Below are 22,272 nucleotides of genomic sequence, written 5' to 3'. Positions count from 1 at the left end.
GGAACTGCCACTGACCGGCAACGGCAAACTCGACCGCAAGGCGCTGCCGGACCCGGAGTATCACCACGTCGGTGGGCAGCGGGAGGTCGAACGCGTCACCCCGGCCACGGTCCTCGAACAGTTGGTGGCCGAGGTCTTCGCCGACGTGCTCGGCGTGCCCCAGGTGGGGCTGGACGACAACTTCTTCGAGCTCGGCGGGCACTCCCTGCTGGCCATCACCCTGGTGTCCCGGCTGAAGGCGCGGGGCGTGTCGATCTCCGTGCGCAAGGTCTTCTCCGCACCGACCGTGTCCGGTCTGATCAACCAGCTGGGCATCTCGTCTCTCGCGGACTCGCTGAACATGGTGCTGCCGATCCGGACCCAGGGCAGCCGTCCGCCGATCTTCTGCGTGCACCCCGGGGGCGGGCTGAGCTGGTGCTACATGCCCCTGGCGAGGTTCGTCCCGGACGACGTGCCGGTGTACGGGCTGCAGGCTCGCGGCCTGGACGGGACCAGCGCGATGTTCGGCTCCATCGAGGAGATGGCGGCCGGCTACATCGAGCAGATCCGGGCCTTGCAACCCGAGGGGCCGTACCACCTGGTCGGCTTCTCCTTCGGCGGGCTCCCGGTGCACGAGATGGCCGTACAGTTGCGGGCCGCCGGTGACGAGGTCGCGCTCGTCATCATGGACACCTACCCGAAGGATCGGGATCCTGCCGGTGATGCCCCGCCCGAGGCGACCGAGGACAACCAGGGCCCGCGTGACGAACTGAGCGTGGCGGAGGTGGCCAGCCGGCTCCGCGAGGAGATTGGCGAGGCGCTCGGTGGCATCTCCGACGACGAGATGCTGCAACTGGCGAGGGTCTTCCGCAACAACTCCGCACTCCGTGCCGGGTTCGTGCCCAAGGTCTTCGACGACGACGTGCTGCTGATCGCGGCGGGCATCGTCCGGGAGAACGCCCGCACCGGCAGCCACCGCTGGGAGCCCTACGTGGAAGGCGAGATCACCGAGGTGCGGCTGCCTTGCAAACACTCGGACCTGGTGCGGCCGGACATGCTGGCCGAGACCTGGACCGCGATCGCCGCCTGGCTGCAGAGGCGGGAATGAGGGTTGTGGCCGGCATCCTGTCCCACCACACCGTCAACATCAAATGCTACGACCGGCTGAATTCAAGTCTGGCGTCGGCGGCAGAATTGCCGCCGTCCGCAGCAGTGCAGCCCGCGATGCTCTAACGGCGAGAGCGCGCGACGGGCGAGCGCCTGGACGCCGTCCAGGCCGTGTCCGACCGCGCCATCCCGACACCGAAGGAGAGAGCATGCACCGGACCAAAGCCTCGGCCACCCGTCGCCTGCTGGGCGCCGCGACCAGCATCGCCATCGCCATCGCCCTCACCCTGCTCGGCGCCGCCCCTGCGCAGGCCGCCGTGGCGCCGGTGTTCTGCGATGGCGTGCCCGCCACCATCATCGACGACGGTATCGGCATCACCACCAGCGGCACCCAGGGGTCGGACGTCATCGTGACCTTCGACGGCAACGACGTGATCTGGGCCCAGGAGGGCAACGACCTGATCTGCTCGGGCGGCGGCAACGACGACATCAACCCCAGCTTCGGAAACGACACCGCCTACGGCGAGGCCGGTGACGACAACCTCGGGAGCTCGGCCGGTGACGACGTCCTGTACGGCGGACCCGGCAACGACACCCTGATGGGCGGCACCGGCGACGACTTCGCCGACGGCGGCCCGGGCACCGACCTGTGCCGGTTCTTCGATCTCGCGCTGAACTGCGAGAGGGATTGACCAGACCTGGCAGGTGCCGAGAGTTCGGCAAGTGACAGGTGACGGCAGAGTCGCCGAGATCTCCGCCGTCAGGAGCACACGGTCGGCCTGCCGCCGCTGAACGGCAGTCGACCTCAGCGTTGCAGGCGCCGGACCCGGACCTGCTCGCGGCAGCTATGTCCGGCTGGCTCGCCAGCCGGACATAGCCACACCACCAGCGGTAGGCGGGCGTGATCTGCCGTTCCGGCTGGTCGGGACGGCAGCATCGCAGGGATCGCGTGCCAATGCATTGACTGGCTCCTATTCGCTCGGTTAACGTATGACGTCTTATGAATATTGGACACGGTGACACCCCCGAAGGATCCCCACGATGTCCTCGTCAACGTTTCGGTTCTCCGGCCGTGCGCTCATCGTCACGACCGGGGCGGCTGGGGCCGCCGCTGCCACCGGCTCGTGGCGGATAGGTGCGGCCGCTGCCACCAACGGTCCGAGCAGCTACACGGCGACGTGGGCGTCGGTTGACCAGCATCCACCGGCCCCCGAGTGGTTCCAGGACGCCAAATCCGTGTGAGGGCTGCCCACCACCGACGGCCACGCTGGGTCCCACCCTGTGCCAGCTACCGGCCGTTCAGTCCTCGCCCGGTAGGGGGGCGGCGTGTGGCGCTCGTGCGGTCGCTGGCAACCGGCTACCTCGGCGTCCAGGACCACGCCACCGCTGACGACGTGTCAACCAGCGGTGGCCCCTTCCGTAACGGCATCGCTCGGCTGCTTGGAGGAGACAAGATGTCTGAAGTGACACGAAGGAAACTACTCGGAGCCGGTGCGGCCGGGGCTGGGGCCGTGCTGCTGCCGGCGGGTTGGTCCGCGGCCGCTCGGGCCGAGTCGGTTGCGCCGCCACAGGTGTCGGCGGCCAATGACATGGCGTTGTGGTATGACGAGCCGGCGGGTACGGATTGGTTGCGGGCCCTGCCGATCGGTAACGGCCGGTTGGGCGCGATGGTGTTCGGCAACGTGGACACCGAACGGCTGCAACTGAACGAGGACACGGTGTGGGCCGGTGGCCCGTACGACTCGGCCAACACGCGTGGTGCGGCCAACCTGGCGGAGATCCGGCGGCGGGTCTTCGCCGACCAGTGGACGCAGGCGCAGGATCTGATCAACCAGACCATGCTGGGCAGCCCGGTCGGGCAGTTGGCCTATCAGCCGGTCGGCAACCTACGGCTGGCTTTCGGTAGTGCCAGCGGGGCGTCGCAGTACCAGCGGATCCTCGATCTGACCACGGCGACCGCTACCGCCACCTATGTGCTCAACGGCGTGCGGTTTCAGCGCGAGGTGTTCGCGAGCGCATCGGACCAGGTGATCGTGATCCGGTTGACCGCCGACCGGGCCAACGCGATCACGTTCACCGCCACGTTCGACAGTCCACAACGTACGACCGTGTCCAGCCCGGACGCCACCACGATCGGCCTCGACGGTGTCTCCGGCAGCATGGAGGGCATCACCGGGCAGGTCCGGTTCCTTGCCTTGGCCAACGCCGCCGTGAGCGGCGGTACGGTCAGCAGCTCCGGGGGCACGCTGCGGGTCTCCGGCGCGACCAGCGTCAGCCTGTTGGTGTCGATCGGTTCCAGCTACGTCGACTACCGGACGGTCAACGGCGACTACCAGGGCATCGCGCGGCGGCACCTCGACGCGGCCCGCAACATCGGCTTCGACCAGTTGCGTGGCCGGCATGTGGCCGACTACCAGGCGCTGTTCAACCGGGTGTCGATCGACCTGGGACGCACGGCGGCGGCCGACCAGACCACCGACGTACGGATCGCGCAGCACGCGAGCGTCAACGACCCGCAGTTCTCCGCGCTGCTGTTCCAGTACGGCCGCTACCTGCTGATCTCCTCGTCCCGGCCGGGCAGCCAGCCGGCGAACCTGCAGGGGATCTGGAACGACCAGATGGCCCCGTCCTGGGATTCGAAGTACACCATCAACGCGAACCTGCCGATGAACTACTGGCCGGCCGACACCACCAACCTGTCCGAGTGTTACCTGCCGGTCTTCGACATGATCAAGGATCTGACGGTGACCGGCGCCCGCACCGCTCAGGCGCAGTACGGTGCGGGGGGTTGGGTCACCCACCACAACACCGACGCCTGGCGAGGCTCGTCGGTGGTCGACGGTGCCCTGTGGGGGATGTGGCAGACCGGCGGCGCCTGGCTGGCCACCATGATCTGGGACCACTACCAGTTCACCGGAGACGTCGGGTTCCTGCGCGCCAACTACCCGGCCATGAAGGGCGCCGCCCAGTTCTTCCTCGACACGCTGGTCACCCACCCGACGCTCGGCTACCTGGTCACCAACCCGTCGAACTCACCGGAGCTGCCTCATCACGCGAATGCCAGCGTGTGCGCGGGGCCGACGATGGACAACCAGATCCTGCGTGACCTGTTCAACGGCGTCGCGCGGGCCGCCGAAGTCCTCGGTCTGGACGCCACCTTCCGCACCCAGGTACTGGCAGCCCGGGACCGGCTGCCGCCGACGCGGGTCGGGTCCCGCGGCAACATCCAGGAATGGCTCGCCGACTGGGTGGAGACCGAGCGGAGTCACCGGCACGTCTCCCACCTGTACGGGCTGCACCCCAGCAACCAGATCACCAAACGCGGCACGCCACAACTGCACCAGGCCGCACGCCAGACCCTGGAGCTGCGCGGCGACGACGGCACCGGCTGGTCACTCGCCTGGAAAATCAACTACTGGGCGCGGCTGGAAGACGCCGCACGCGCCCACAAGCTCCTCGGCGACCTGGTACGCACCGACCGGCTCGCACCGAACATGTTCGACCTGCACCCACCCTTCCAGATCGACGGCAACTTCGGCGCCACCTCCGGCATCACCGAAATGCTCCTGCAGAGCCACAACGGCGAACTACACGTACTACCCGCCCTACCACCCGCCTGGCCAACCGGGCAGGTTGCCGGGCTTCGAGGCCGTGGCGGGTACACCGTCGGCGCCGCGTGGAGCAGCAGCCGGATCGAGCTCGTCGTCACTCCCGACCGCGCCGGACCCGTCCGCGTTCGCAGCCGGATCTTCGCCGGCACCTTCGAGCTGCGCGACGAGACGAGCGGCGGCGTCGTCCAGCCGACGCGGATCGACACCGATCTCGTCGAGTTCGCCGGCCAGGCCGGCCGCACCTACCGCGCATCCGGGGTCAGCTCGGGGCCGGTGGACACGGGTGTGTACTACCGGCTCGTGGCCCAGCACAGCGGCAAGGCCGCCGACATCAACGGCGCGTCCGCCGCCGCCGGTGCGTCGCTGATCCAGTGGCAGACCGGCAACGGCCAGAACCAGCAGTTCGAGTTTCTGCCCGCGGACGGCGGTCACTTCCGGATCAGGGCGCGGCACAGCGGTCTGGTCCTTCAGGTCGTCAGCAACAGCAGCGGCGCCGACATCACCCAGCAACCCGACACCACCAGTTCCGCCAGCCAGCATTGGCGGGTAGACGACAAGGGTGGCGGAGTGGTCAGTCTGATCAACCGGCAGAGCGGCCTGGCGATGGACGTGTGGCAGGCCTCGACCGCCGATGGCGCCCGCATCTCCCAGTGGACGCCCGGCACGGGCGCCAACCAGCGATTCCAACTTCAACGCATCTAGTGCGGTGTCCACTGACGTTCACCGTCGGAGCCTAGGCAGAAGCGTGAGGGCGGCCGTGGCGGTACCCGGCCGCCCTCAGCCGGCGGGCTCGGGTTCTACCGTTGTTCGGGTAGGTGGGCGCGTAACCAGGTCTCGGTCGTGGTGATGTGCATCAGGGCGGCCGCTTGTGCCTGGATGGCGTCCCCGGCGGCCAGTGCCAGGAAGATCGCCTCGTGTTCGCGCAAGGTGCGCCCGGCGGCGTCGGCGTCGACCAGCCCGCGCCACACCCGGGCGCGCAGGGTGCGGCTGGAGATGCCTTCCAGGACCATCGTCAGCGTCTCGTTGCCGGTAGCGGCGACGACCGCGCGGTGGAAGGCCAGGTCGTGCTGGTTGAGTAGCTGTACGTCGTCGGCGGCGGCGCGCATGGCCTCCAGGTGGCCCTCGACCTCGGCGAGCTGCTGTGGCGAGATGCGGGTGGCGGCGAGCCCGGTCGCGGCGGTTTCGAACAGCCGGCGCACCTCGGTGAGCTCCAGCATGGTGTCGCCCTGTAGCAGTTCGACCGCGCCGCCGATGCCCTCCAGCAGCACCCGTGGTTGCAGGCTGGTGACGAAGGTGCCGTTGCCCCGGCGCACTTCCAGCACCCGGGCCGCCACGAGTGCCCGTACCGCCTCGCGCATGATGTTGCGCCCCACACCCAGCTCGGCGGCGAGCTGCTGCTCCGGCGGAAGCTTGGTGCCGGGCGGGAGCTCACCCGACTGGATCAACTCGCGAAGGCGTGTCATCGCCTTCTCGGTCAGCGACATGTCGTGACCCCTTGATGGTCTCCGCAGCGGAAAGTCAGCGGGTTGAGATGGCCTGCGAGTCTAACCCTAGCGGGTGATCCCATGTCTGGAGGCGCAGAGCTTTACTGAGCTGCACCTGTGCTCTGTCATTCCCCAACAAAACCGCCGTTAACAACCATGTTTCGCGCCTGTGTCTAGACGGAGGCTACGAGTGAGGCTATAAAGACATCCCATGGCAGACGGTTCAGTGGGCGATGCGAGATCGCCGCGACGGACGGCGACACCGCAGCCGACCGGACCAGCGAGCGGACGAGGCGGATGGTCATGACCGAGGTGATCACGGCGGTCGACGCTGTCGACGTCCGGTTTCCCACCTCCCTCGAGCTCGACGGCTCCGACGCGATGAACCCGGAACCCGACTACTCGGCGGCCTACGTGACGGTCCGCACCAGCAGGGGCCGGGAAGGATTCGGGCTGGCCTTCACCGTCGGACGCGGCAACGACGTGCAGGTGGCCGCGGTTCACGCGTTGGCCCCCCTTGTCGTCGGCCTGCCGATCGCGGACGTCCTCGCCGACATGCGCGGGTTCTCGGAGACGATGACGGGCGACAGCCAGCTGCGGTGGCTGGGCCCGAACAAGGGCGCCATCCACATGGCCGCCGGAGCGATCGTCAACGCGACCTGGGACCTGTACGCGCGCCGGGAGGGCAAGCCCCTGTGGCGGCTGCTGGCCGAGATGTCGCCGACACAGCTCGTCAGCCTCGTCGACTTCCGATATCTACGGGACGCGCTCAGCCCCGAGGAGGCGCTGGACATCCTCCGACGCGCCCAGCCGGGACGGGCGCAACGGCAGCGGCAACTGCTCGACAACGGATACCCGGCGTACACCACCACACCGGGCTGGCTCGGCTATACGGACGACAAACTGGTCCGACTGTCGAAAGAGGCCGTCGACGACGGCTTCGACCTGATCAAGCTGAAGGTCGGCGCCGACAACGAATCCGACGTACGACGGATGGCCCTGGCCCGCGAGGCGGTGGGCTCGGACGTCCGGATCGCCGTCGACGCCAACCAGGCGTGGGGGGTGGACCAGGCGGTCGCCTGGCTGGAGTCCCTCGCGCCGTACGAGCCCTACTGGATCGAGGAACCGACCTCGCCGGACGACATCCTCGGCCACGCGGCGATCCGCCGAGCGGTCGCGCCGATCAGGGTCGCCACCGGCGAGCACTGCCACAACCAGGTCATGTTCAAACAGCTGCTGCAAGCCGAGGCGATCGATGTCCTCCAGCTCGACGCCACCCGCGTCGCCGGGGTGAACGAGAACGTCGCGATCCTGCTGCTCGCCGCCAAGTTCGGCGTGCCGGTCTGCCCGCACGCCGGCGGCGTCGGCCTGTGCGAGATGGTGCAGCACCTGGCGATGTTCGACTATGTCGCCGTCAGCGGCAGCACCGACGGCCGCGTGATCGAGTACGTCGACCACCTGCATCAGCACTTCGTCGATCCGGTCGTCATCCGGAACGGACACTACGTGGCGCCGCGGGCCCCCGGTATCGGTGCGCGGATGCGTCCCGAATCGGTCGCCGCGTACCGCTTCTCGACCGGTCCGAAGTCCAGACACGCTCGCTGGTGGGTCGGCCGGTGAGCGGGAGCATCGGCGCGACAGGCAGGCGAGCCGTCGGCCGACTGCTCGGCGAGCCGACGGCCGGCACCTTCGAAACCGCACGTCCGGGCATCTTCCAAACAGGAGCCGTGATGAACCGTAGCTCAATCGCCGCGACCGCGGCCGTCGTCATGTCCGTCGTAGCACTCGGCGGATGTGCCGGCGGCGAGAACTCCACCGGTGACGACGGCGGCGCCGCAGTGGTGGGTGTCGACTACCCGCGGTCGGACACCGACTTCTGGAACTCCTACATCAAGTACACCCCGCAGTTCGCCGAAGAGCTGGGGTTGGATCTGAAGACGACCAACTCGCAGAACGATGTAGCGAAGCTGACCTCGAACGTGCAGTCGTTCATCAGCCAGGGCGTCAAGGGCATCGCCATGGCACCACAGGACACCGCCGCGATCGCCCCGGCGCTGCAGACCCTGGCCAGCAAGAAGATCCCGGTCGTGACCATCGACACCCGGCCCGACCAGGGTCAGGTCTTCATGGTCGTACGCGCGGACAACCGCGCCTACGGCGAGAAGGCGTGCCAGTTCCTCGGCACCAAGCTCAAGGGCGCCGGCAAGGTCGTCATGCTCCAGGGCGACCTTGCCTCCATCAACGGCCGCGACCGCACCGAGGCGTTCAGCGAGTGCATGAAGAAGAACTACCCGGGGATCACGGTCTTCGGCGAGGCGACGAACTGGGACGGCGCGATCGCCTCACAGAAGCTGCAGATCCGGCTCACCGAGCACCCGGACATCAAGGGCGTCTACATGCAGTCCAGCTTCGCGCTGGCCGGCACGCTTCAGCTGCTGAAGCAGCGCGACCTGCTCACCGCGCCGGACGACCCGAAGCACGTCTTCGTCGTCTCCAACGACGGCATTCCGAAGGAGTTGCAGGACATCGGCGCCGGCAACATCGACGCCACCGTGTCACAGCCGGCCGATCTCTACGCCAAGTACGCGCTCTACTACCTCAAGGCCGCCATCGAAGGAAAGACGTTCCAGCCGGGCCCGACCGACCACGACAGCACCATCATCCAGGTACGCGACGGGGTGCTCGAAGACCAGCTCTCCGCACCGCTGGTGACCCTCGACGGCGGAGCGTACGGCGGCGTACCGAGCCTCAAGCCTGACGACAAGTCCCTCTGGGGCAACAACATCGGCTGACCGGCCCCGGAGGAGAAACCGGCACATGAGCGGCAACGAGAAGCCGTCGACGCGCTCGTCGTCCGCCCAGAACGGTCACGGGCGGACCCGGTCGGGCCCGCCCGTGGCGGAGGCGACCGACATCACCAAACGGTACGGGCCGACGGTGGCACTCGACCAGGCGAGGATCACCGTACGTAGCGGTGAGACTCACGCACTGGTCGGCCGGAACGGGGCCGGCAAGTCCACCCTCGTTTCGATCCTGACCGGCCTGCAGTCCGCCGACTCCGGCCAGATCCGGTTCTCCGGGCAGGCGGCACCACGGCTGTCCGACCGCGACGCCTGGCGGCAGCGGGTCGCCTGTGTCTACCAGAAGTCGACCATCATCCCCCAGCTGACCGTGGCCGAGAACCTACTGCTCAACCGGTACGACCGGGGGCGCGGCGGGTTGATCAGCTGGCGTTCGTCGCGCCGCCGGGCGCGGGACCTGCTCGCCGCCTGGTCCGTCGACGTGGATGTCGATGCCAGGGCCGGGGATCTCAGCGTCGAGCAGCGGCAGTTCGTCGAGATCGCCCGGGCCCTGTCGTTCGGTGCCCGGTTCATCATCCTCGACGAGCCGACCGCCCAACTGGACGCCGGTGCGATCGCCCGCCTGTTCGACCACATCCGCGACCTGCAGACCCAGGGCGTCACCTTCCTGTTCATCAGCCACCACCTACAGGAGATCTACGAGATCTGCGACATGGTGACAGTGTTCCGCGACGCCCGCCACATCGTCACCGCCCCGGTCGCCGAGCTGCCGCGCGACGAACTCGTCGCCGCGATGACCGGCGAAGCCACCACGCTCGAGGCCCCGCGTTCCCGAACGGCGCCGGCCGGGCAGGCCGACGTGGTCCTCGACGTGGCGGCCCTGTCCCTCGACGGCGTCTACGAGGACGTGTCGTTCCAGGTCCGGTCCGGCGAGATCGTCGGCCTCGCCGGCTCCGGCGGCAGCGGAAGGACCGAGCTGGCCGAAACCATTGTCGGACTCCGCGCGCCGCTCGCCGGGACCGTCACGGTCGGCGGTCGGCACCCACGACCCGGCCACGTCGGTGCCGCCCTGGCCAGCGGCGTGGGATTCGTCCCCCAGGACCGCCACCACCAGGGCCTGGTCGCCGGCATGTCGATCGCCGACAACGCCACCATGACCATCCCGGAGCGACTCGGCTCGGCCGGCTTCCTCAGCACCCGCCGGCGCGACGCCGTCGCCAACACCCTGATCGACGACCTGGCCATCAAGACGCCCGGACCCGACCTGCCCGTCTCCGGACTCTCCGGCGGCAACCAGCAGAAGGTCGTCATGGCACGCGCACTCGCCAACGACCCCCGAGTGCTCGTTCTCATCACGCCCACCGCTGGCGTGGACGTACGGTCCAAGGAATTTCTCCTCGACAAGGTCGACGAGGTCGCCGGCACCGGTACCGGGGTCGTCGTCGCCTCCGACGAACTCGACGACCTGCGCATCTGCGATCGCGTCCTGGTGATAGTCCGGGGCCGCATCGTCGCCGACATGCCCAGCGGCTGGCGTGACCACGACATCGTTGCCGCAATGGAAGGACTGACCGTCGATGCCTCAGACCCTGCCCTCGGCTGACACCGCCGCCGACGGCACCGCCGTCACGGCCGGCCCAGTCACCCGGCGTCCCCTCGGCAAGGTGGCCGTCACCCGGCTGCGGGACCTCGCGCTGGTACCGGCGATCGTGCTCATCGCCATCGTCGGGCAGATCGTCAACCCCGTCTTCCTCAAGCCCGACAACCTGATCAACATCGTTCAGACCATGTCGGAGGTCGCGCTGCTCGTCCTGGCCCAGACCATCGTCCTGGTTGCCGGCAAGATGGACCTGTCGCTGGAATCCACCTTCGGCCTCGCCCCGGGAGTGGCCGCATGGATGACCGTCGCCGTCGGCACCGGCCACGGCATCGGGCTCGTACCCGGCGCTTGGAGCATTCCGATCACCCTGGTGGTCGGCGCGCTCATCGGCGTCGCCAATGCCGCGCTGATCGTCCGGTTCGGCCTACACGGTTTCATCGTCACTCTCGGGATGCTCATCGTGCTGCGCGGCCTGCTCACCGGGATCTCCGGCGGCCAGACGTTCTTCAACCTCCCCGCGTCGATGATGTACCTCGGCACCGCCATGTGGTTCGGCGTTCCCGCATCAATCTGGCTCTGTGTCGCCCTGTTCGCGGCCGGGATGATCCTGCTCGGCTACACCGGCTTCGGACGATCCCTCTACGCCATCGGCGGCAACGTCGACGCGGCCAAGGCGGCCGGCATCCGCACCGACCGCGTACTCTGGATCGCTCTCGTCGGCGCCAGCGTCCTCGCGGCCCTGGGCGGCCTGATGCTCTCCGGACGCCTCGCCTCCGTCGCCGCGTCACAGGGCAACGGTGCGATCTTCACCGTCTTCGCCGCGGCGGTCATCGGGGGCGTCAGCCTGAACGGCGGCAGGGGCACGATGTTCGGCGCGTTCACCGGCATCCTGCTGCTCTTCATGATCCAGAATGTGCTGACGCTCGCCGGTGTCCCGGCGCAGTGGATCGGCGCGCTCAACGGCGCGATCATCCTCATCGCGCTCGTCGTCTCCCGGATCACCGGAGGCAAGGCGCAGGAGTGACGACCGCCGAACAGCGCCGCGGGCCGAGCGCCTCTGGCGTGTGGCCTGCCCGGATGTGTGTCGGACGGCTGTCGAGGAACCTCCGTCACACGCGGCTGTTCGACATCTCGGGGCGTAACGGCTGCGTCGCGGGCCTCTCGCACAGGGCGGTGACGGCGGTCCGGTCGATCTTGCCGTTGGCTGTCCTCGGCAGTTCGGCCACGAGGCGAACGGCGTCGACCACCATGTACGTCGGGAGATGTGCTGCGCAATGCGCCTTCAGCGCAAGCGTCGTGGGCTTCTTGCCGTCGGCGGGGACGACGGCGGCGTGGATCCGGCTGTCCAGTCCGGCGCCGATCACGACGACGGCTGCTGCCGCTACGGCGGGGTGGGCCGCCAGGACCGTTTCGATCTCGCTCGGCTCGACCCGGTGACCCCGTACCTTGACCATGTGGTCACGCCGGCCCACGTATTCCAGGTTGCCGTCGGGGTCGAGCCGGCCGAGATCGCCGGTGCGATACGGCCCCTGCTGCGGAGGCTGGCCCCAGTAGCCGAGCATGACGGTCGGGCCAGCCACGACGATCTCACCGATCTCCTGGCCGGGTGGGTCCAGCCAGACCCGGTCGCCACTGCATGCCGTGCCGATCGGCAGGGGCCGGGCCCGGGTGAGGTCGCGATCGGTCACCTCGTAGGAGGTGCACACGTTCGTCTCGGTGGGCCCGTACCAGTTGAACAGCCGGACGGCGGGCCAGGCGGCGCGCAGGCGCAGCACATCGGCGAGGGGGAACGGTTCGCCGGCGAAGACGCAGACCCGTAGGGCCGGCGGCGGGTCGCCGTCGAGCAGGCCGCCCCCGGTGGTCATCAGTTGAAGTGCCGAGGGCACCGAGTACCACACGGTGATGCCGCGTTCGACCATGAAGCGGGTGAGTGCCTGCGGTGCGAAGGCGAGTGTCGCCGGCAGCAGGTCGACGCAGGCGCCGGCGTGGAACGCGCCGTACAGGTCGAAAACCGAGAGGTCGAAGTTGAAGGGCGCGTGGTTGGCGAGCCGGTCGGCCGGTGCGAGGCCGGTTTCGTCGACGGCCCAGCAGACGAACGCCAGCACGTTGCGGTGGCTGATGCTGACGCCTTTCGGTTCGCCGGTGGAGCCGGAGGTGTAGAGGATGAACGCGCAGTCGTCCGGTGTCGCCGACACGTCGTGCGGTAGCTCCGACGGCGGGTCGGGCAGTGTGTGCAGGCTGGCCAGGCTCACGCTGCGCGTGTCACCGGGCAGCGGCTCGTCCGCGACGATGAGTTTCGCGGCGCAGCCTTCCGCGATGCGTTGTACCCGCGGGCCGGGGTTGGACGGGGTCACCGGCACGTAGACCGCACCGAGCCGGAGCGCCGCCTGCATGACGGCGACGGTGTCGATGCTCTTCGCGGTCCAGAGCACCACCCGGTCGCGGCGGCCGACGCCGAGCTCGGCCAGGGCGTGGGCGTACCGGTCGGCGAGGACGTCCAGTTGTGCGTACGTCACGGTGGCCGCGCCGTCTCGCACGGCGGCGGCGTGCGGGGTGCGGCGTGCCGCGGCCCGGACCAGTGTGGGCAGCAGCATGGTGTGCGGGTGCTGGTTCATCCGGTGTGCTCCGCTCGTTCGGGTGTGACGGTGCCGGCCGTCGCCGCCCGGCCGGTCGACGGCGCCGCCGGGACCTCGTTGCGTGGCGCGGCCGGCGGCGCCGCCGTCCTCTCCGGAGGGCTCGTCCTCGACGGCGGACATCGCCAGCGAACTCGGCCTCAGAACAGTCAGAACAGAGCCGCGGCCGAGGCCGTCGCCTTGAGGTTGCCCAGACGGTCGTGCCAGAGGTGCTGCGGGTCGGCCTCGACAGCCGCCACGAAGTCCCGCATCGCAGCCAGCGCGGGCGGCTCCACGTCGTCGTACACGTCGCCCTGCAGCATCCGGATGACGTCCATCCGGTACCGCGGGTCGTCGATGAACGCCGTGAACAGGACGTTGAGTCGGTAGTAGATGGAGATGAAGTCGTACCAGCTGTTGACCCCCCGACGCAGCGTGTTCACGTACGTGTCGAACCGCTCCCGCCGGAAGTCGCCCGCCGCGGCCGCCGCGATGATGTCCGCCGAGGCGAGCCGCGCGCTGTTCATGGCGACACTCACGCCGCTGGAGAAGATCGGGTCGACGAACCGGGCGGCGTCACCGATGAGCACCATGCCGTCGTCCGCGATGCTCCGCATGCCGTAGCTGTAGTCGCCCTCGGACTTGTACGGGCGCAGCCGTTCGCAGCTCTGCAGTTGCTTCAGGAGATCAGGCCGGCTCCCCACGGAGTCCCAGAAGAACGTTTCCAGGTCGTCCTTGGCGGCTTTGAACCGCGCCTTCTGGGTGACCACACCGATCGAGGTGATGGTGTCGGTGATGGGGATCTGCCAGACCCAGGTGTCCTCGAGGGGCAGGAAGTGCACGTGGATGAAGTCGGCCTGACTGTCGTCGCGAGCCAGCGCCTCCCGGTCCAGGCCCTCGAACCAGGTGTGGATCGCGTACTGGTTGAAGACGGGGTCCGGGACCTTCAGCTTCAGCTGGTTGCCGAGCTGGGTCTGCCGGCCGCTCGCGTCGACGACCATGCGTACCGGCACCTGGATCTTCGCGTCGCGGGTGCTCACGTGGAGGACGGGGCGGTCGCGGTCGGCGAAGTCGACGCGGTTCACCCGGGCCTCGGTGTGAACCGTGGCGCCGAGTTCTTCCGCGTGGTCGAGCAGGATGGAGTCGAACCGACCGCGGTCGACGTGGTACGAGTACGGTTGCAGTACGCCCTTCTGGTCGCGTTCCATGTAGCTGATCTCGGCGACTCCCCAGCCGTGCGAGCTGACATGGAAATCCAGCGGCGCGGTCGGGCGGGAATCGGCGGACGTCCACGCGGCGCCGTACTTGCGGGGGAAGCCGCCGTTTTCGATCTTGTCCAGTGCGCCGATCTCCCGCAGCACCGGAGTGGTGGCGGGCACCAGCGACTCGCCGACGTGTTCCCGGGGGAACGCACACGTCTCGAAGACCGCGACGTCGAGACCCGCCTTGGCGAGGTAGGAGGCCATGGTCGAGCCGGCGGGGCCGCCGCCGATGACGCCGACATCGTATTCGGTGCCCTCGGTCATGCGGACCCCTCGCTCACGCCGGCCACCGCCGGAACCCCGGCCACCAGACGGGCGATCGTCTCCAGGTCGCGGAAGTTGGTCGCGGTCATCGCCGCGGGTGACAGCCGGACACCGAACGTATCCCGGATGTACGCGACAAGCCGCGCCGTTTCGATCGAGTTGAGTACACCGAGTTGGAGCAGAGGTGTGTTCTTGGTGAGGTCGGTGGCGTTCTCCTCACCGAGCAGCCGGACCGATACGTACTCGGTCAAGACATCGAGTATCTGCGTGTACTGGTCTGTCGACATCGAATCCTCTCAGGGCATAGTGAGGCACGGCCGCTTCGAGTTGAGGGTAGAGCGCTTTTGATAGCGGGCGGCATTCGTCCAACTGAGATCGATCGTTCAGTTGTACATCGACCCTCGTCGGCATATCTCCGCGTGCGTAGCTGCTGCCCTGACGGGGCAAAGACGTGATGAGCCACGTCCAGCGCACGTGCGTGTCCGCCAGCGCAGGGAAGAAAGCGCAAACGTGGCCCCCGATCGCTGTTCAACTGACGCGATCGGTCAGTCGAACGGCGAACGTTTCGACGCCCTTGATTGCCTCGACGCCCGGAACCATACTGGAACAGTCCGATTTATCATCGGAGGGAGGGTGGTCCCTGCCGAATCGGATCGTTGGCGCAGACGGGTGCGATCGTCGCGGATCCGGCTGGGCGGCAGACCGGTTCGCTCGACCGAGTGTCCGCAATGATTGGAGGGAAGAATGTCGCTGGCCTGGTTAGCTTCCTATCCGAAGTCCGGCAACACGTGGGTCCGCATCATGCTGCTCAGCTATCTGGAGGATCAGCCGCTGGAAACGGACGAGCCGGTCCGGTGGCGCGGGCGGTGGTCGAGAAACTCCGCGGTGGCGGACCTCAACGATCTGATGAGCGAGGCCGGGTTGTCGTGGCCCTCTCACCAGGCGGTTCCGCCGACGCTGAAGACGCACTTCCTGCCCGGCGTGGATGTCCACCGTCCGTACCGGGAGGCCACCACCAAGGTGCTGTACATTGTGCGCGACCCGCGGGACGTGATTCGCAGCGCGGAACGTCATCTCGACGTCAGCCCGAAGCACCGGGCGGCCTTCGCCAGGCACTTCATCGCTCATCACGGGTTCGAGGGATGGCGGAGGACCGGGTGGGGCTCGTGGGTCGAGAACGTCTCGGAATGGGTGAACCCGGAGCGGTACTTCCCTGACGCTGATGTCTGTGTCGTCAGGTATGAGGACCTGAAGAGCGACGCGGTGGGGTCGCTTTCCAGGATCGTCAGCTTTCTCGAGTGGGATGACCGGGTGGACGGCGCTCGCGTCGAGCGGGCCGTGCGCAGCTCCGAGCTCGACAGGCTGCGTGAACAGGAACGGCGAACCAAGAAGCCCGGAAATGACAGGAGCCTGTTCTTCGGCCAGGGTCTGAGCGGGCAGTCGCTCGTGGACTACGGAGAGGACGTCGAGGAGAGCTATCTGCGCCTTCTCAACGAGGACTCCGCGTTCGCCGATGTCGCAAAGCGTTGGGGGTACTCAAATTGAGCGTCGAGCGTCAACTCACCTGGATGACGTCCTACATGCGGTCCGATCTCGAGGTGGCCGGTTACGTCGCCGGCTACCTGTTGGACACCCGGCCCAGCGAGACGTGCATCGAGGCCGTGCTCGACGTGGCACCGGATTTCGTGGCCCTGTTCCGATTCGGGCGGATACTGCCGCTGGACGAGCGAATGCCTTACGTGGTGCAGACCAACTACCGGCCGGATGCCGAGGCCCTCGACCCCTACGCCGCCGTGACCGGGAGAGTCCTGTACCTGGTACACGATCCCCGGTCGCTGATCTCCGAGGCGCTCATCGTACGCGGAGTCCCGGTCGAGGAGCGGAGCCGCACGGCCATTAAGCTGATCGGCCGCCTCGACGCTTCCGACGCTCGAGGCAAGGGCTGGCAGAATCACGTGCAGGAATGGACCTCACCGGATCGGGTCCGGACCCGTTTCCGTGGCCTTGCGGACCTCCGCGTCATCCGTGTCGAGGATTTGCAGCGCGACCCGGCCGCTGTGCTTCGTGAGGTGGTCGACTTCCTCGGCCTCCCGGAGCCGGTGGACGACGCCCGGACCCAGCGAGCCGCACGGGACTGGACCCCGGACAAGGTGCGCGAGAGCAATCTCATGACGTTTCCTCCGGGCATCTCAGACTTCCGGGACGAGCCGCCCCCGGTCGTAGTTCCCGACGCCTTGCCCACGTTCGAGGAAATCGGCGAAGAGGTCGAAGCCGCCTACCAACAAAAACTGCGGGACAACGCGGAGTTCGCGGCGCTCGTGAGGCAGTTCGGATACGAGAGTTGAGGCGGGTCGGTGCTCGCCGGGCGGGATGGCAATCTGGTCATTGCCGGCAACATCGCCCGGCGGCCCACCCGTCGGCACGGTAACGCCTCGATGAGGCTCACCGGCCCCGGAGCGGTCGCTGGCATCCGCCGTTTGCCTTCGGCCATCAGCCGTTCCCTCCGGCCGGTGCCGACGGCTGGAACTGGCGGCACTTCTCCTCGGCGGCCTTGAGCTTCGGGTCGTCGGGCCCGCTCAGACCCAGCTTGTCGAGGTCCACCCGCATTGAGCCGTCGGCCTCCGGGTCGGGCCAGGTGGGGAAGCCGTTGTCCCGCATGCACCGGGCGAGGTTGCGCTGCCGCTCGGCGTGCTGCGCATCGGTACCGTCCCCGGCCCGGCCGCTTCCCCGGTATTGCCGACAATTTTTCTCCGCCTTGTTGAGCTCCGAGTCCGGGATGTCGTCGGGCACGTCGAAGCTCAACTCACCGTTGTCACCGACGGTCGGATCGGGGAAGGTGGGTATGCCGTTCTGGCGCATGCAGTTCGCGTACTGGAGACCGGAACTGTGGGCATCGGCGGCGGACTGAGCGGACGGGGCGGCCTTGCCGTCGCCGTTCACGCTGGCCACTCCTCCGCCCTCTTCGCTTGATCCGCCGCAGCCCGCCAGGCTGATCGCGACCAACAGGCCACAGACAAGTCCCGTCCTGATATGCATGGTCGACTCCTTCCCCAGGAATGCGGCCGTGTGTCGACCGCGGTGTCCGAGGAAAACAGATCAGCCGTTTCCATCCGGTAACCATGGAGGTGACGCGGTGGTTACCCGGGCGTCGGCCACTATGGAGGCATGCGAATACTCGTGGTCGAAGACGAGCGGTTGCTTGCCGAGGCCGTCGCCGAGTGGTTGCGCGGGGACGCGCACGCGGTCGACGTGGTGAACGATGGCGGTGCCGCTCTGGAACGCCTCGGCGTCAACGACTATGACGTGGTGGTGCTGGACCGGGATCTGCCGGTGGCGCATGGGGACCTGGTATGTCGGGAGATCGTGAGTAGCAGCGCCGGTGTGCGGGTGCTGATGCTGACCGCCGCCACGGACGTCGACGACCGGGTGGCTGGGCTGGCCCTGGGCGCCGACGACTACCTGCCCAAGCCGTTCGCGTTCCGGGAGTTGTCCGCCCGGGTGCAGGCACTCGGACGGCGTGCACTGCCCGCATTGCCGCCGGTGTTGCAGCGCGCCGGCATCCGGCTGGACCCGAACCGTCGGGAAGTGTTCCGGGACGGCCGGCTGGTGCCGCTGTCGCCGAAGGAGTTTGCGGTACTCGCGCAGTTGCTGCGAGCGGAGGGCACTGCCGTCTCGACCGAACAGTTGTTGGAGAAGTCGTGGGACGAGAACGCCGACCCGTTCACCAACGCCGTACGGATGACGATCTTGAAGCTGCGCCGCAAGCTGGGCGATCCGCAAGTGGTTCTGACCGTGCCGGGCGGTGGGTATCGCATACCGTGAGCAGGCTGACGATCCGGGCCCGGCTGACTCTGGTCTACTGCGGGCTGCTGGCTCTCGCCGGATTGCTCCTGTTGGCGGTGATGTACGGGCTGATGGCCCGGCACATGGCACCGGATCGCCAGGTGGCGGCGGCCGGCTCGGGAGCGGATCGGGTCGGCCAGCCGGCGCCGCTGGCCGGCTTCGCCGAGCGGATCCGCGACAGCACGCTCGAAGCGATGCTGATCCAGGGCGGGGTGGCGCTTGTCGTGATCATCGCGTTGGCCGTCGGGTTGGGCTGGCTCATCGCCGGTCGGATGCTGCGACCACTGCATCGGGTCACCGACGCTGCCCGCCGGATCGCTCAGGCGCCCGCCGCCGACCGGCGGTTGGACGAACGGATCGCGCTCGACGGCCCGCACGACGAGATCAGGGTGCTGGCCGACACCTTCGACGTGATGCTGGAGCGGTTGGACAGCTCATTCGACGGACAGCGCCGGTTCATCGCCAACGCCTCGCACGAGCTGCGTACCCCGCTCACCCTCAACCGGGCGCTGTTGGAGGTGGCCGTCTATCGCCGGGCCGCCTCGGAGGAGGTGCGGCAGCTCGGTGAGACGCTACTGGAGATCAACAGACGGCACGAGCGGCTGATCGACGGCCTGCTGATGCTCGCCCGATCCGAGCGGCAACTGGTGGACCGGTCGTTCCTGGACCTCGCCGACCTGACCCGGTACGTGGTCTTCCATCAGCGACCTCACGAACTCACGATCGACATCGAGGCAGCCGAGGCCCCTACCATCGGCAACTCCGTGCTACTGGAGCGCCTCGTACGGAACCTGGTGGAGAATGCCGTCCGCTACAACGTCAAGGACGGCTGGGTCAGCCTTCGCACGTACACCGATCAGGACGGCACCGCTGTTCTCGAGGTGACCAACACCGGCCCGGAAGTGCCGCCGTTCGAGGTCCCCAGCCTCTTCGAGCCGTTCCACCGCAGCGACGGGGTACGAGCCGCAGACGGGCCGCCCGGTTCAGGCCTGGGATTGTCCATCGTGAGGGCGGTGGCCCATGCGCACGACGGCACCGCATCGGCCGAACCGCGTGCCGAGGGCGGCCTGATCGTCACCATCCGGCTGCCGGGCGCGAACGCGGACGGCTGAGGTGGTGACCGGTTGGAAACGGGGCAGGCTCTACCGTCGGTTCTCTTGAGCCACCGACTCCGGAGTAACGGCGATGAGCGCAGCGGCGATCGAGGTGCACGAGGTGACCCGGCAGTACGACGAGGGGCAGGTCTCCGCTGACACTTCGACGGGCGTCCGGTCGTGAGCGCTCTCGGCCGCGTGGTGAGCTCCGGCGTGGGCCGCCGGCGATGGCTGCAGACGCTGGTGATCGGGCTGGTGGCCGCCATGGCGGTGGCGACGTCGGTGCTCGGCGGTGCGCTGCTGATCAGTTCCCGAGCGCCGTTCGACACCGCGTTCGCCGACCAGAACGGCGCTCACCTTGCGGTGCTCATCGACGCCGAGAAGGTAGCGGCACAGCAGGCCGCGGTCACCGCGAACGCCACCGGGGTGGCCGCGACGGCCGGTCCGTTCCCCACCGGCACCGTCGGCGTCAAGGGGACCCAGGCCGGCGCCATGACGATCGACCTGAATGTGGTGGGCCGTGCCGATCCGGGCGGGGCGGTGGACAAGGTGTCGCTGACCGAGGGCCGCTGGGCCACCGGCCCCAACGAGATCGTGGTTTCCAACGCCGGCGTCATCGTGTCCGTCGGTGGAACGCTGACCGCGGCGGAGACGACTCTGACCGTGGTCGGTAAGGCCCGGTCGATGAGCGACACCGCCGACGCCTGGACGGACCCGGCCACCCTGGCCGCGCTCACCACGACCACCGAATATCAGATGCTGTACCGGTTCGACGCCGCGGCGACCGCGACCGAGATGACCGCCAACCAGACCGCCGTCGAGAAGGCTGTGCCTCCCGACGCGGTGATCGCTGCCCGCTCGTGGCTGGAGGTGCGCCGTGCGGCGGTCGAGGCTGCTGCGGTGTTCGTGCCGTTCCTTGTCGCGTTCGGCGTTCTCGCCCTGGCCATGTCGCTGCTGATCGTCGCAAACGTGGTCACCGGGTCGGTGGCCTCGGCGGTACGCCGGATCGGGATCCTGAAGGCGCTCGGCGTCACCCCTGGCGAGGTGGTCCGCGCTTATGTCGGACAGGCGCTGCTACCGGCGGCGGTCGGCGCGGGAGCCGGGGTGATCGTCGGGAACCTGCTGGCCGTACCGTTGCTCGGGCGGATCCAGGTGGTGTACGGCACGCCGAAGCTTGCCGTGTCCTGGTGGGTGGACGTCGTCGTGGTCGTGTTCGTCCTGGGCCTGGTGGCGGTGACCGGGTGGCTCGCGGCGCTGCGGGCCGGCCGGCTGCGTACCGTGGACGCGCTGGCGGTCGGCCGCACCAGCGGCGGTGGCCGAGGCCGGTGGGCGGCCCGGCTAGTCGGCCGGCTGCCGGTGCCCCGCCCGGTCGGTATCGGCCTGGCCCGCCCGTTCGCGCGGCCGATTCGCGCGGCGCTGCTGCTGGCAGCGATCGCCTTCGGGACCGCCGCGGTGACGTTCTCGGTCGGCATCGGCACCTCGCTGGTACGCGTCCAAGCGGCCGGCGAACACAGCAGCGCCGACATCGTGGTGCAGCCGCCACCGCCCCGACGGAGTAAACCGGCTGGCCCGGCCGACGCTGATCGGCAAGCGGACCCGGCACAGGTGATGACCGCGATCAGCGCGCAGTCCGGAACGGAGGCGGCCTACGGGGAGCGGCAACAGCCGATGCGGATGACCGGAGCGGCGAATGCGGTCAATGTCAGCGCGCTGCTCGGGGACGCCCGGTGGAACCGATACGAACTGGTCACCGGCCGTTGGTACGGCGCGACCGGTGAGGCGACGGCCGCGTCCGGTCTGATGCGGGCGACCGGCAAGAAGGTCGGCGACACCATCACGCTCACCGGCAGCGGGGGCACGGCCACGGTCACCATCGTCGGCGAGGTGTTCGAGTCGGGCGAGGCAGTCTGGGCCGACGTCGCCTCGGTCGGCGCGGCCATGGGCGACTCCGGCTCGACGTCCGCCGTGCGGCCGAACGGTGGTGAGCGGGGAATGACCCAGGATACGTTCCGTTACCAGATCGCGGTCACCGACGCCACTGACGTGTTGGCCTACATCGCCCAGCTCAACGCGGACCTGGAAACTCTCGGCCTGGAGGCCTTCCGCAATCCCCGGACGACCGAGCCGATCATCGCCGCCCTCATCGGCCTGGCCACCCTGGTGGCGACGTTGCTCGCGGCGGCGGCCGCCCTCGGCGTGCTGAACACCCTGATGCTGGACCTTCGGGACCGGGTGCACGACCTCGGGGTCATGAAGGCGGTCGGCATGTCGCCCGGGCAGGCCGTCACCTCCGTGATCGCTTCGGTGGTCGGCGTGGGTCTGCTGGGCGGTGCCGTCGGGGTGCCGATCGGGATGGCTGTGCATTCCCTGACGCTTCCCTCGATGGCCGGCACCGCCGGCACGTCCCTGCCCTCGTTCGTCACCGACGTCTATCTGCCCGCCATGCTGACCGCGCTCGTGTTCGGTGGCTTGGTCGTCGCCCTGCTCGGCGCACTGATCCCGTCGGGATGGGCCGCTCGGGTGCGCACCGCTACCGCCCTGCGCACCGAATAGGCGTCGCCACGCGAAGCGCGTCTCCGGCGGCCGGTGACAACTCGTCCAACCGACATCGGCTG

The 22,272-nt window shown here is 68.5% G+C and carries 17 protein-coding genes; 12 read left to right on the top strand and 5 right to left on the bottom strand.

The window, feature by feature from the left end; all coding sequences use genetic code 11:
- From ACFP2T_RS17540 to ACFP2T_RS17530, 3 genes are all read left to right on the top strand, one after another.
- A partial coding sequence (locus ACFP2T_RS17540; protein ID WP_377422745.1) for an alpha/beta fold hydrolase occupies positions 1–1,087 on the top strand: 1,087 nt, incomplete at its 5' end.
- A 208-nt stretch (positions 1,088–1,295) separates the two neighbouring features.
- Positions 1,296–1,778, top strand: coding sequence for a calcium-binding protein (locus ACFP2T_RS17535; protein ID WP_377422742.1), 483 nt, complete (start codon positions 1,296–1,298; stop codon positions 1,776–1,778).
- A gap of 762 nt (positions 1,779–2,540) precedes the next feature.
- Complete coding sequence (locus ACFP2T_RS17530) at positions 2,541–5,399, top strand: glycosyl hydrolase family 95 catalytic domain-containing protein (protein ID WP_377422740.1); 2,859 nt, start codon at positions 2,541–2,543, stop codon at positions 5,397–5,399.
- A 95-nt stretch (positions 5,400–5,494) separates the two neighbouring features.
- Here ACFP2T_RS17530 and ACFP2T_RS17525 read toward each other — a convergent pair whose 3' ends face one another.
- Positions 5,495–6,181: a FadR/GntR family transcriptional regulator gene (locus ACFP2T_RS17525; protein WP_377422737.1), complete on the bottom strand. Its 687-nt coding sequence runs from the start codon at positions 6,179–6,181 to the stop codon at positions 5,495–5,497.
- A 303-nt stretch (positions 6,182–6,484) separates the two neighbouring features.
- Here ACFP2T_RS17525 and ACFP2T_RS17520 point away from each other — a divergent pair, with 303 nt between their 5' ends.
- The 4 genes from ACFP2T_RS17520 to ACFP2T_RS17505 all read left to right on the top strand — a co-directional run bounded on the left by ACFP2T_RS17520 (position 6,485) and on the right by ACFP2T_RS17505 (position 11,606).
- The gene (locus ACFP2T_RS17520) at positions 6,485–7,801 is read left to right on the top strand and encodes an enolase C-terminal domain-like protein (RefSeq protein ID WP_377422734.1); all 1,317 of its coding nucleotides are present in this window, start codon (positions 6,485–6,487) and stop codon (positions 7,799–7,801) included.
- 110 nt (positions 7,802–7,911) lie between these two features.
- Positions 7,912–8,973 carry a sugar ABC transporter substrate-binding protein gene (locus tag ACFP2T_RS17515; RefSeq protein ID WP_377422732.1) on the top strand — a complete coding sequence of 354 codons (1,062 nt, stop codon included), beginning with the start codon at positions 7,912–7,914 and terminating at the stop codon, positions 8,971–8,973.
- Between the two features lie 25 nt (positions 8,974–8,998).
- Complete coding sequence (locus ACFP2T_RS17510) at positions 8,999–10,585, top strand: sugar ABC transporter ATP-binding protein (protein WP_377422729.1); 1,587 nt, start codon at positions 8,999–9,001, stop codon at positions 10,583–10,585.
- Positions 10,560–11,606: an ABC transporter permease gene (locus tag ACFP2T_RS17505; protein ID WP_377422727.1), complete on the top strand. Its 1,047-nt coding sequence runs from the start codon at positions 10,560–10,562 to the stop codon at positions 11,604–11,606. The genes ACFP2T_RS17510 and ACFP2T_RS17505 overlap by 26 nt, the downstream gene beginning before the upstream one ends.
- 85 nt (positions 11,607–11,691) lie before the next feature.
- Here ACFP2T_RS17505 and ACFP2T_RS17500 read toward each other — a convergent pair whose 3' ends face one another.
- From ACFP2T_RS17500 to ACFP2T_RS17490, 3 genes are all read right to left on the bottom strand, one after another.
- Entirely contained in the window at positions 11,692–13,197 is a 1,506-nt protein-coding gene (locus ACFP2T_RS17500; RefSeq protein WP_377422725.1) for an amino acid adenylation domain-containing protein, read from the bottom strand.
- A gap of 167 nt (positions 13,198–13,364) precedes the next feature.
- Entirely contained in the window at positions 13,365–14,720 is a 1,356-nt protein-coding gene (locus ACFP2T_RS17495) for an NAD(P)/FAD-dependent oxidoreductase (protein WP_377422724.1), read from the bottom strand.
- On the bottom strand, positions 14,717–14,971 hold the full coding sequence (locus tag ACFP2T_RS17490) for an acyl carrier protein (protein ID WP_377422721.1): 255 nt from the start codon (positions 14,969–14,971) through the stop codon (positions 14,717–14,719). Before ACFP2T_RS17490 ends, ACFP2T_RS17495 begins: the two co-directional genes overlap by 4 nt.
- A 493-nt stretch (positions 14,972–15,464) precedes the next feature.
- Here ACFP2T_RS17490 and ACFP2T_RS17485 point away from each other — a divergent pair, with 493 nt between their 5' ends.
- Together ACFP2T_RS17485 and ACFP2T_RS17480 are read left to right on the top strand one after the other, a co-directional pair.
- Positions 15,465–16,265 carry a sulfotransferase domain-containing protein gene (locus tag ACFP2T_RS17485; RefSeq protein WP_377422720.1) on the top strand — a complete coding sequence of 267 codons (801 nt, stop codon included), beginning with the start codon at positions 15,465–15,467 and terminating at the stop codon, positions 16,263–16,265.
- A gap of 23 nt (positions 16,266–16,288) precedes the next feature.
- Complete coding sequence (locus ACFP2T_RS17480; RefSeq protein ID WP_377422717.1) at positions 16,289–17,065, top strand: sulfotransferase family protein; 777 nt, start codon at positions 16,289–16,291, stop codon at positions 17,063–17,065.
- Between the two features lie 145 nt (positions 17,066–17,210).
- Here ACFP2T_RS17480 and ACFP2T_RS17475 read toward each other — a convergent pair whose 3' ends face one another.
- Positions 17,211–17,756: a hypothetical protein gene (locus tag ACFP2T_RS17475; protein WP_377422715.1), complete on the bottom strand. Its 546-nt coding sequence runs from the start codon at positions 17,754–17,756 to the stop codon at positions 17,211–17,213.
- A 129-nt stretch (positions 17,757–17,885) separates the two neighbouring features.
- Between ACFP2T_RS17475 and ACFP2T_RS17470 the strand changes: the two genes are divergently transcribed.
- From ACFP2T_RS17470 to ACFP2T_RS17460, 3 genes are all read left to right on the top strand, one after another.
- On the top strand, positions 17,886–18,542 hold the full coding sequence (locus tag ACFP2T_RS17470) for a response regulator transcription factor (protein WP_377422713.1): 657 nt from the start codon (positions 17,886–17,888) through the stop codon (positions 18,540–18,542).
- Positions 18,539–19,675 carry a sensor histidine kinase gene (locus ACFP2T_RS17465; protein WP_377422710.1) on the top strand — a complete coding sequence of 379 codons (1,137 nt, stop codon included), beginning with the start codon at positions 18,539–18,541 and terminating at the stop codon, positions 19,673–19,675. The genes ACFP2T_RS17470 and ACFP2T_RS17465 overlap by 4 nt, the downstream gene beginning before the upstream one ends.
- 195 nt (positions 19,676–19,870) lie before the next feature.
- Complete coding sequence (locus ACFP2T_RS17460) at positions 19,871–22,210, top strand: FtsX-like permease family protein (RefSeq protein ID WP_377422707.1); 2,340 nt, start codon at positions 19,871–19,873, stop codon at positions 22,208–22,210.
- Positions 22,211–22,272 lie beyond the last annotated feature (62 nt).

It is taken from the genome of Plantactinospora solaniradicis (assembly GCF_042658085.1).
GTDB classification, from domain to species: Bacteria; Actinomycetota; Actinomycetes; order Mycobacteriales; family Micromonosporaceae; genus Plantactinospora; species Plantactinospora solaniradicis.
Note: the sequence above shows the minus strand (reverse complement) of the source record. Positions and strands in the feature narration are given on the sequence as shown.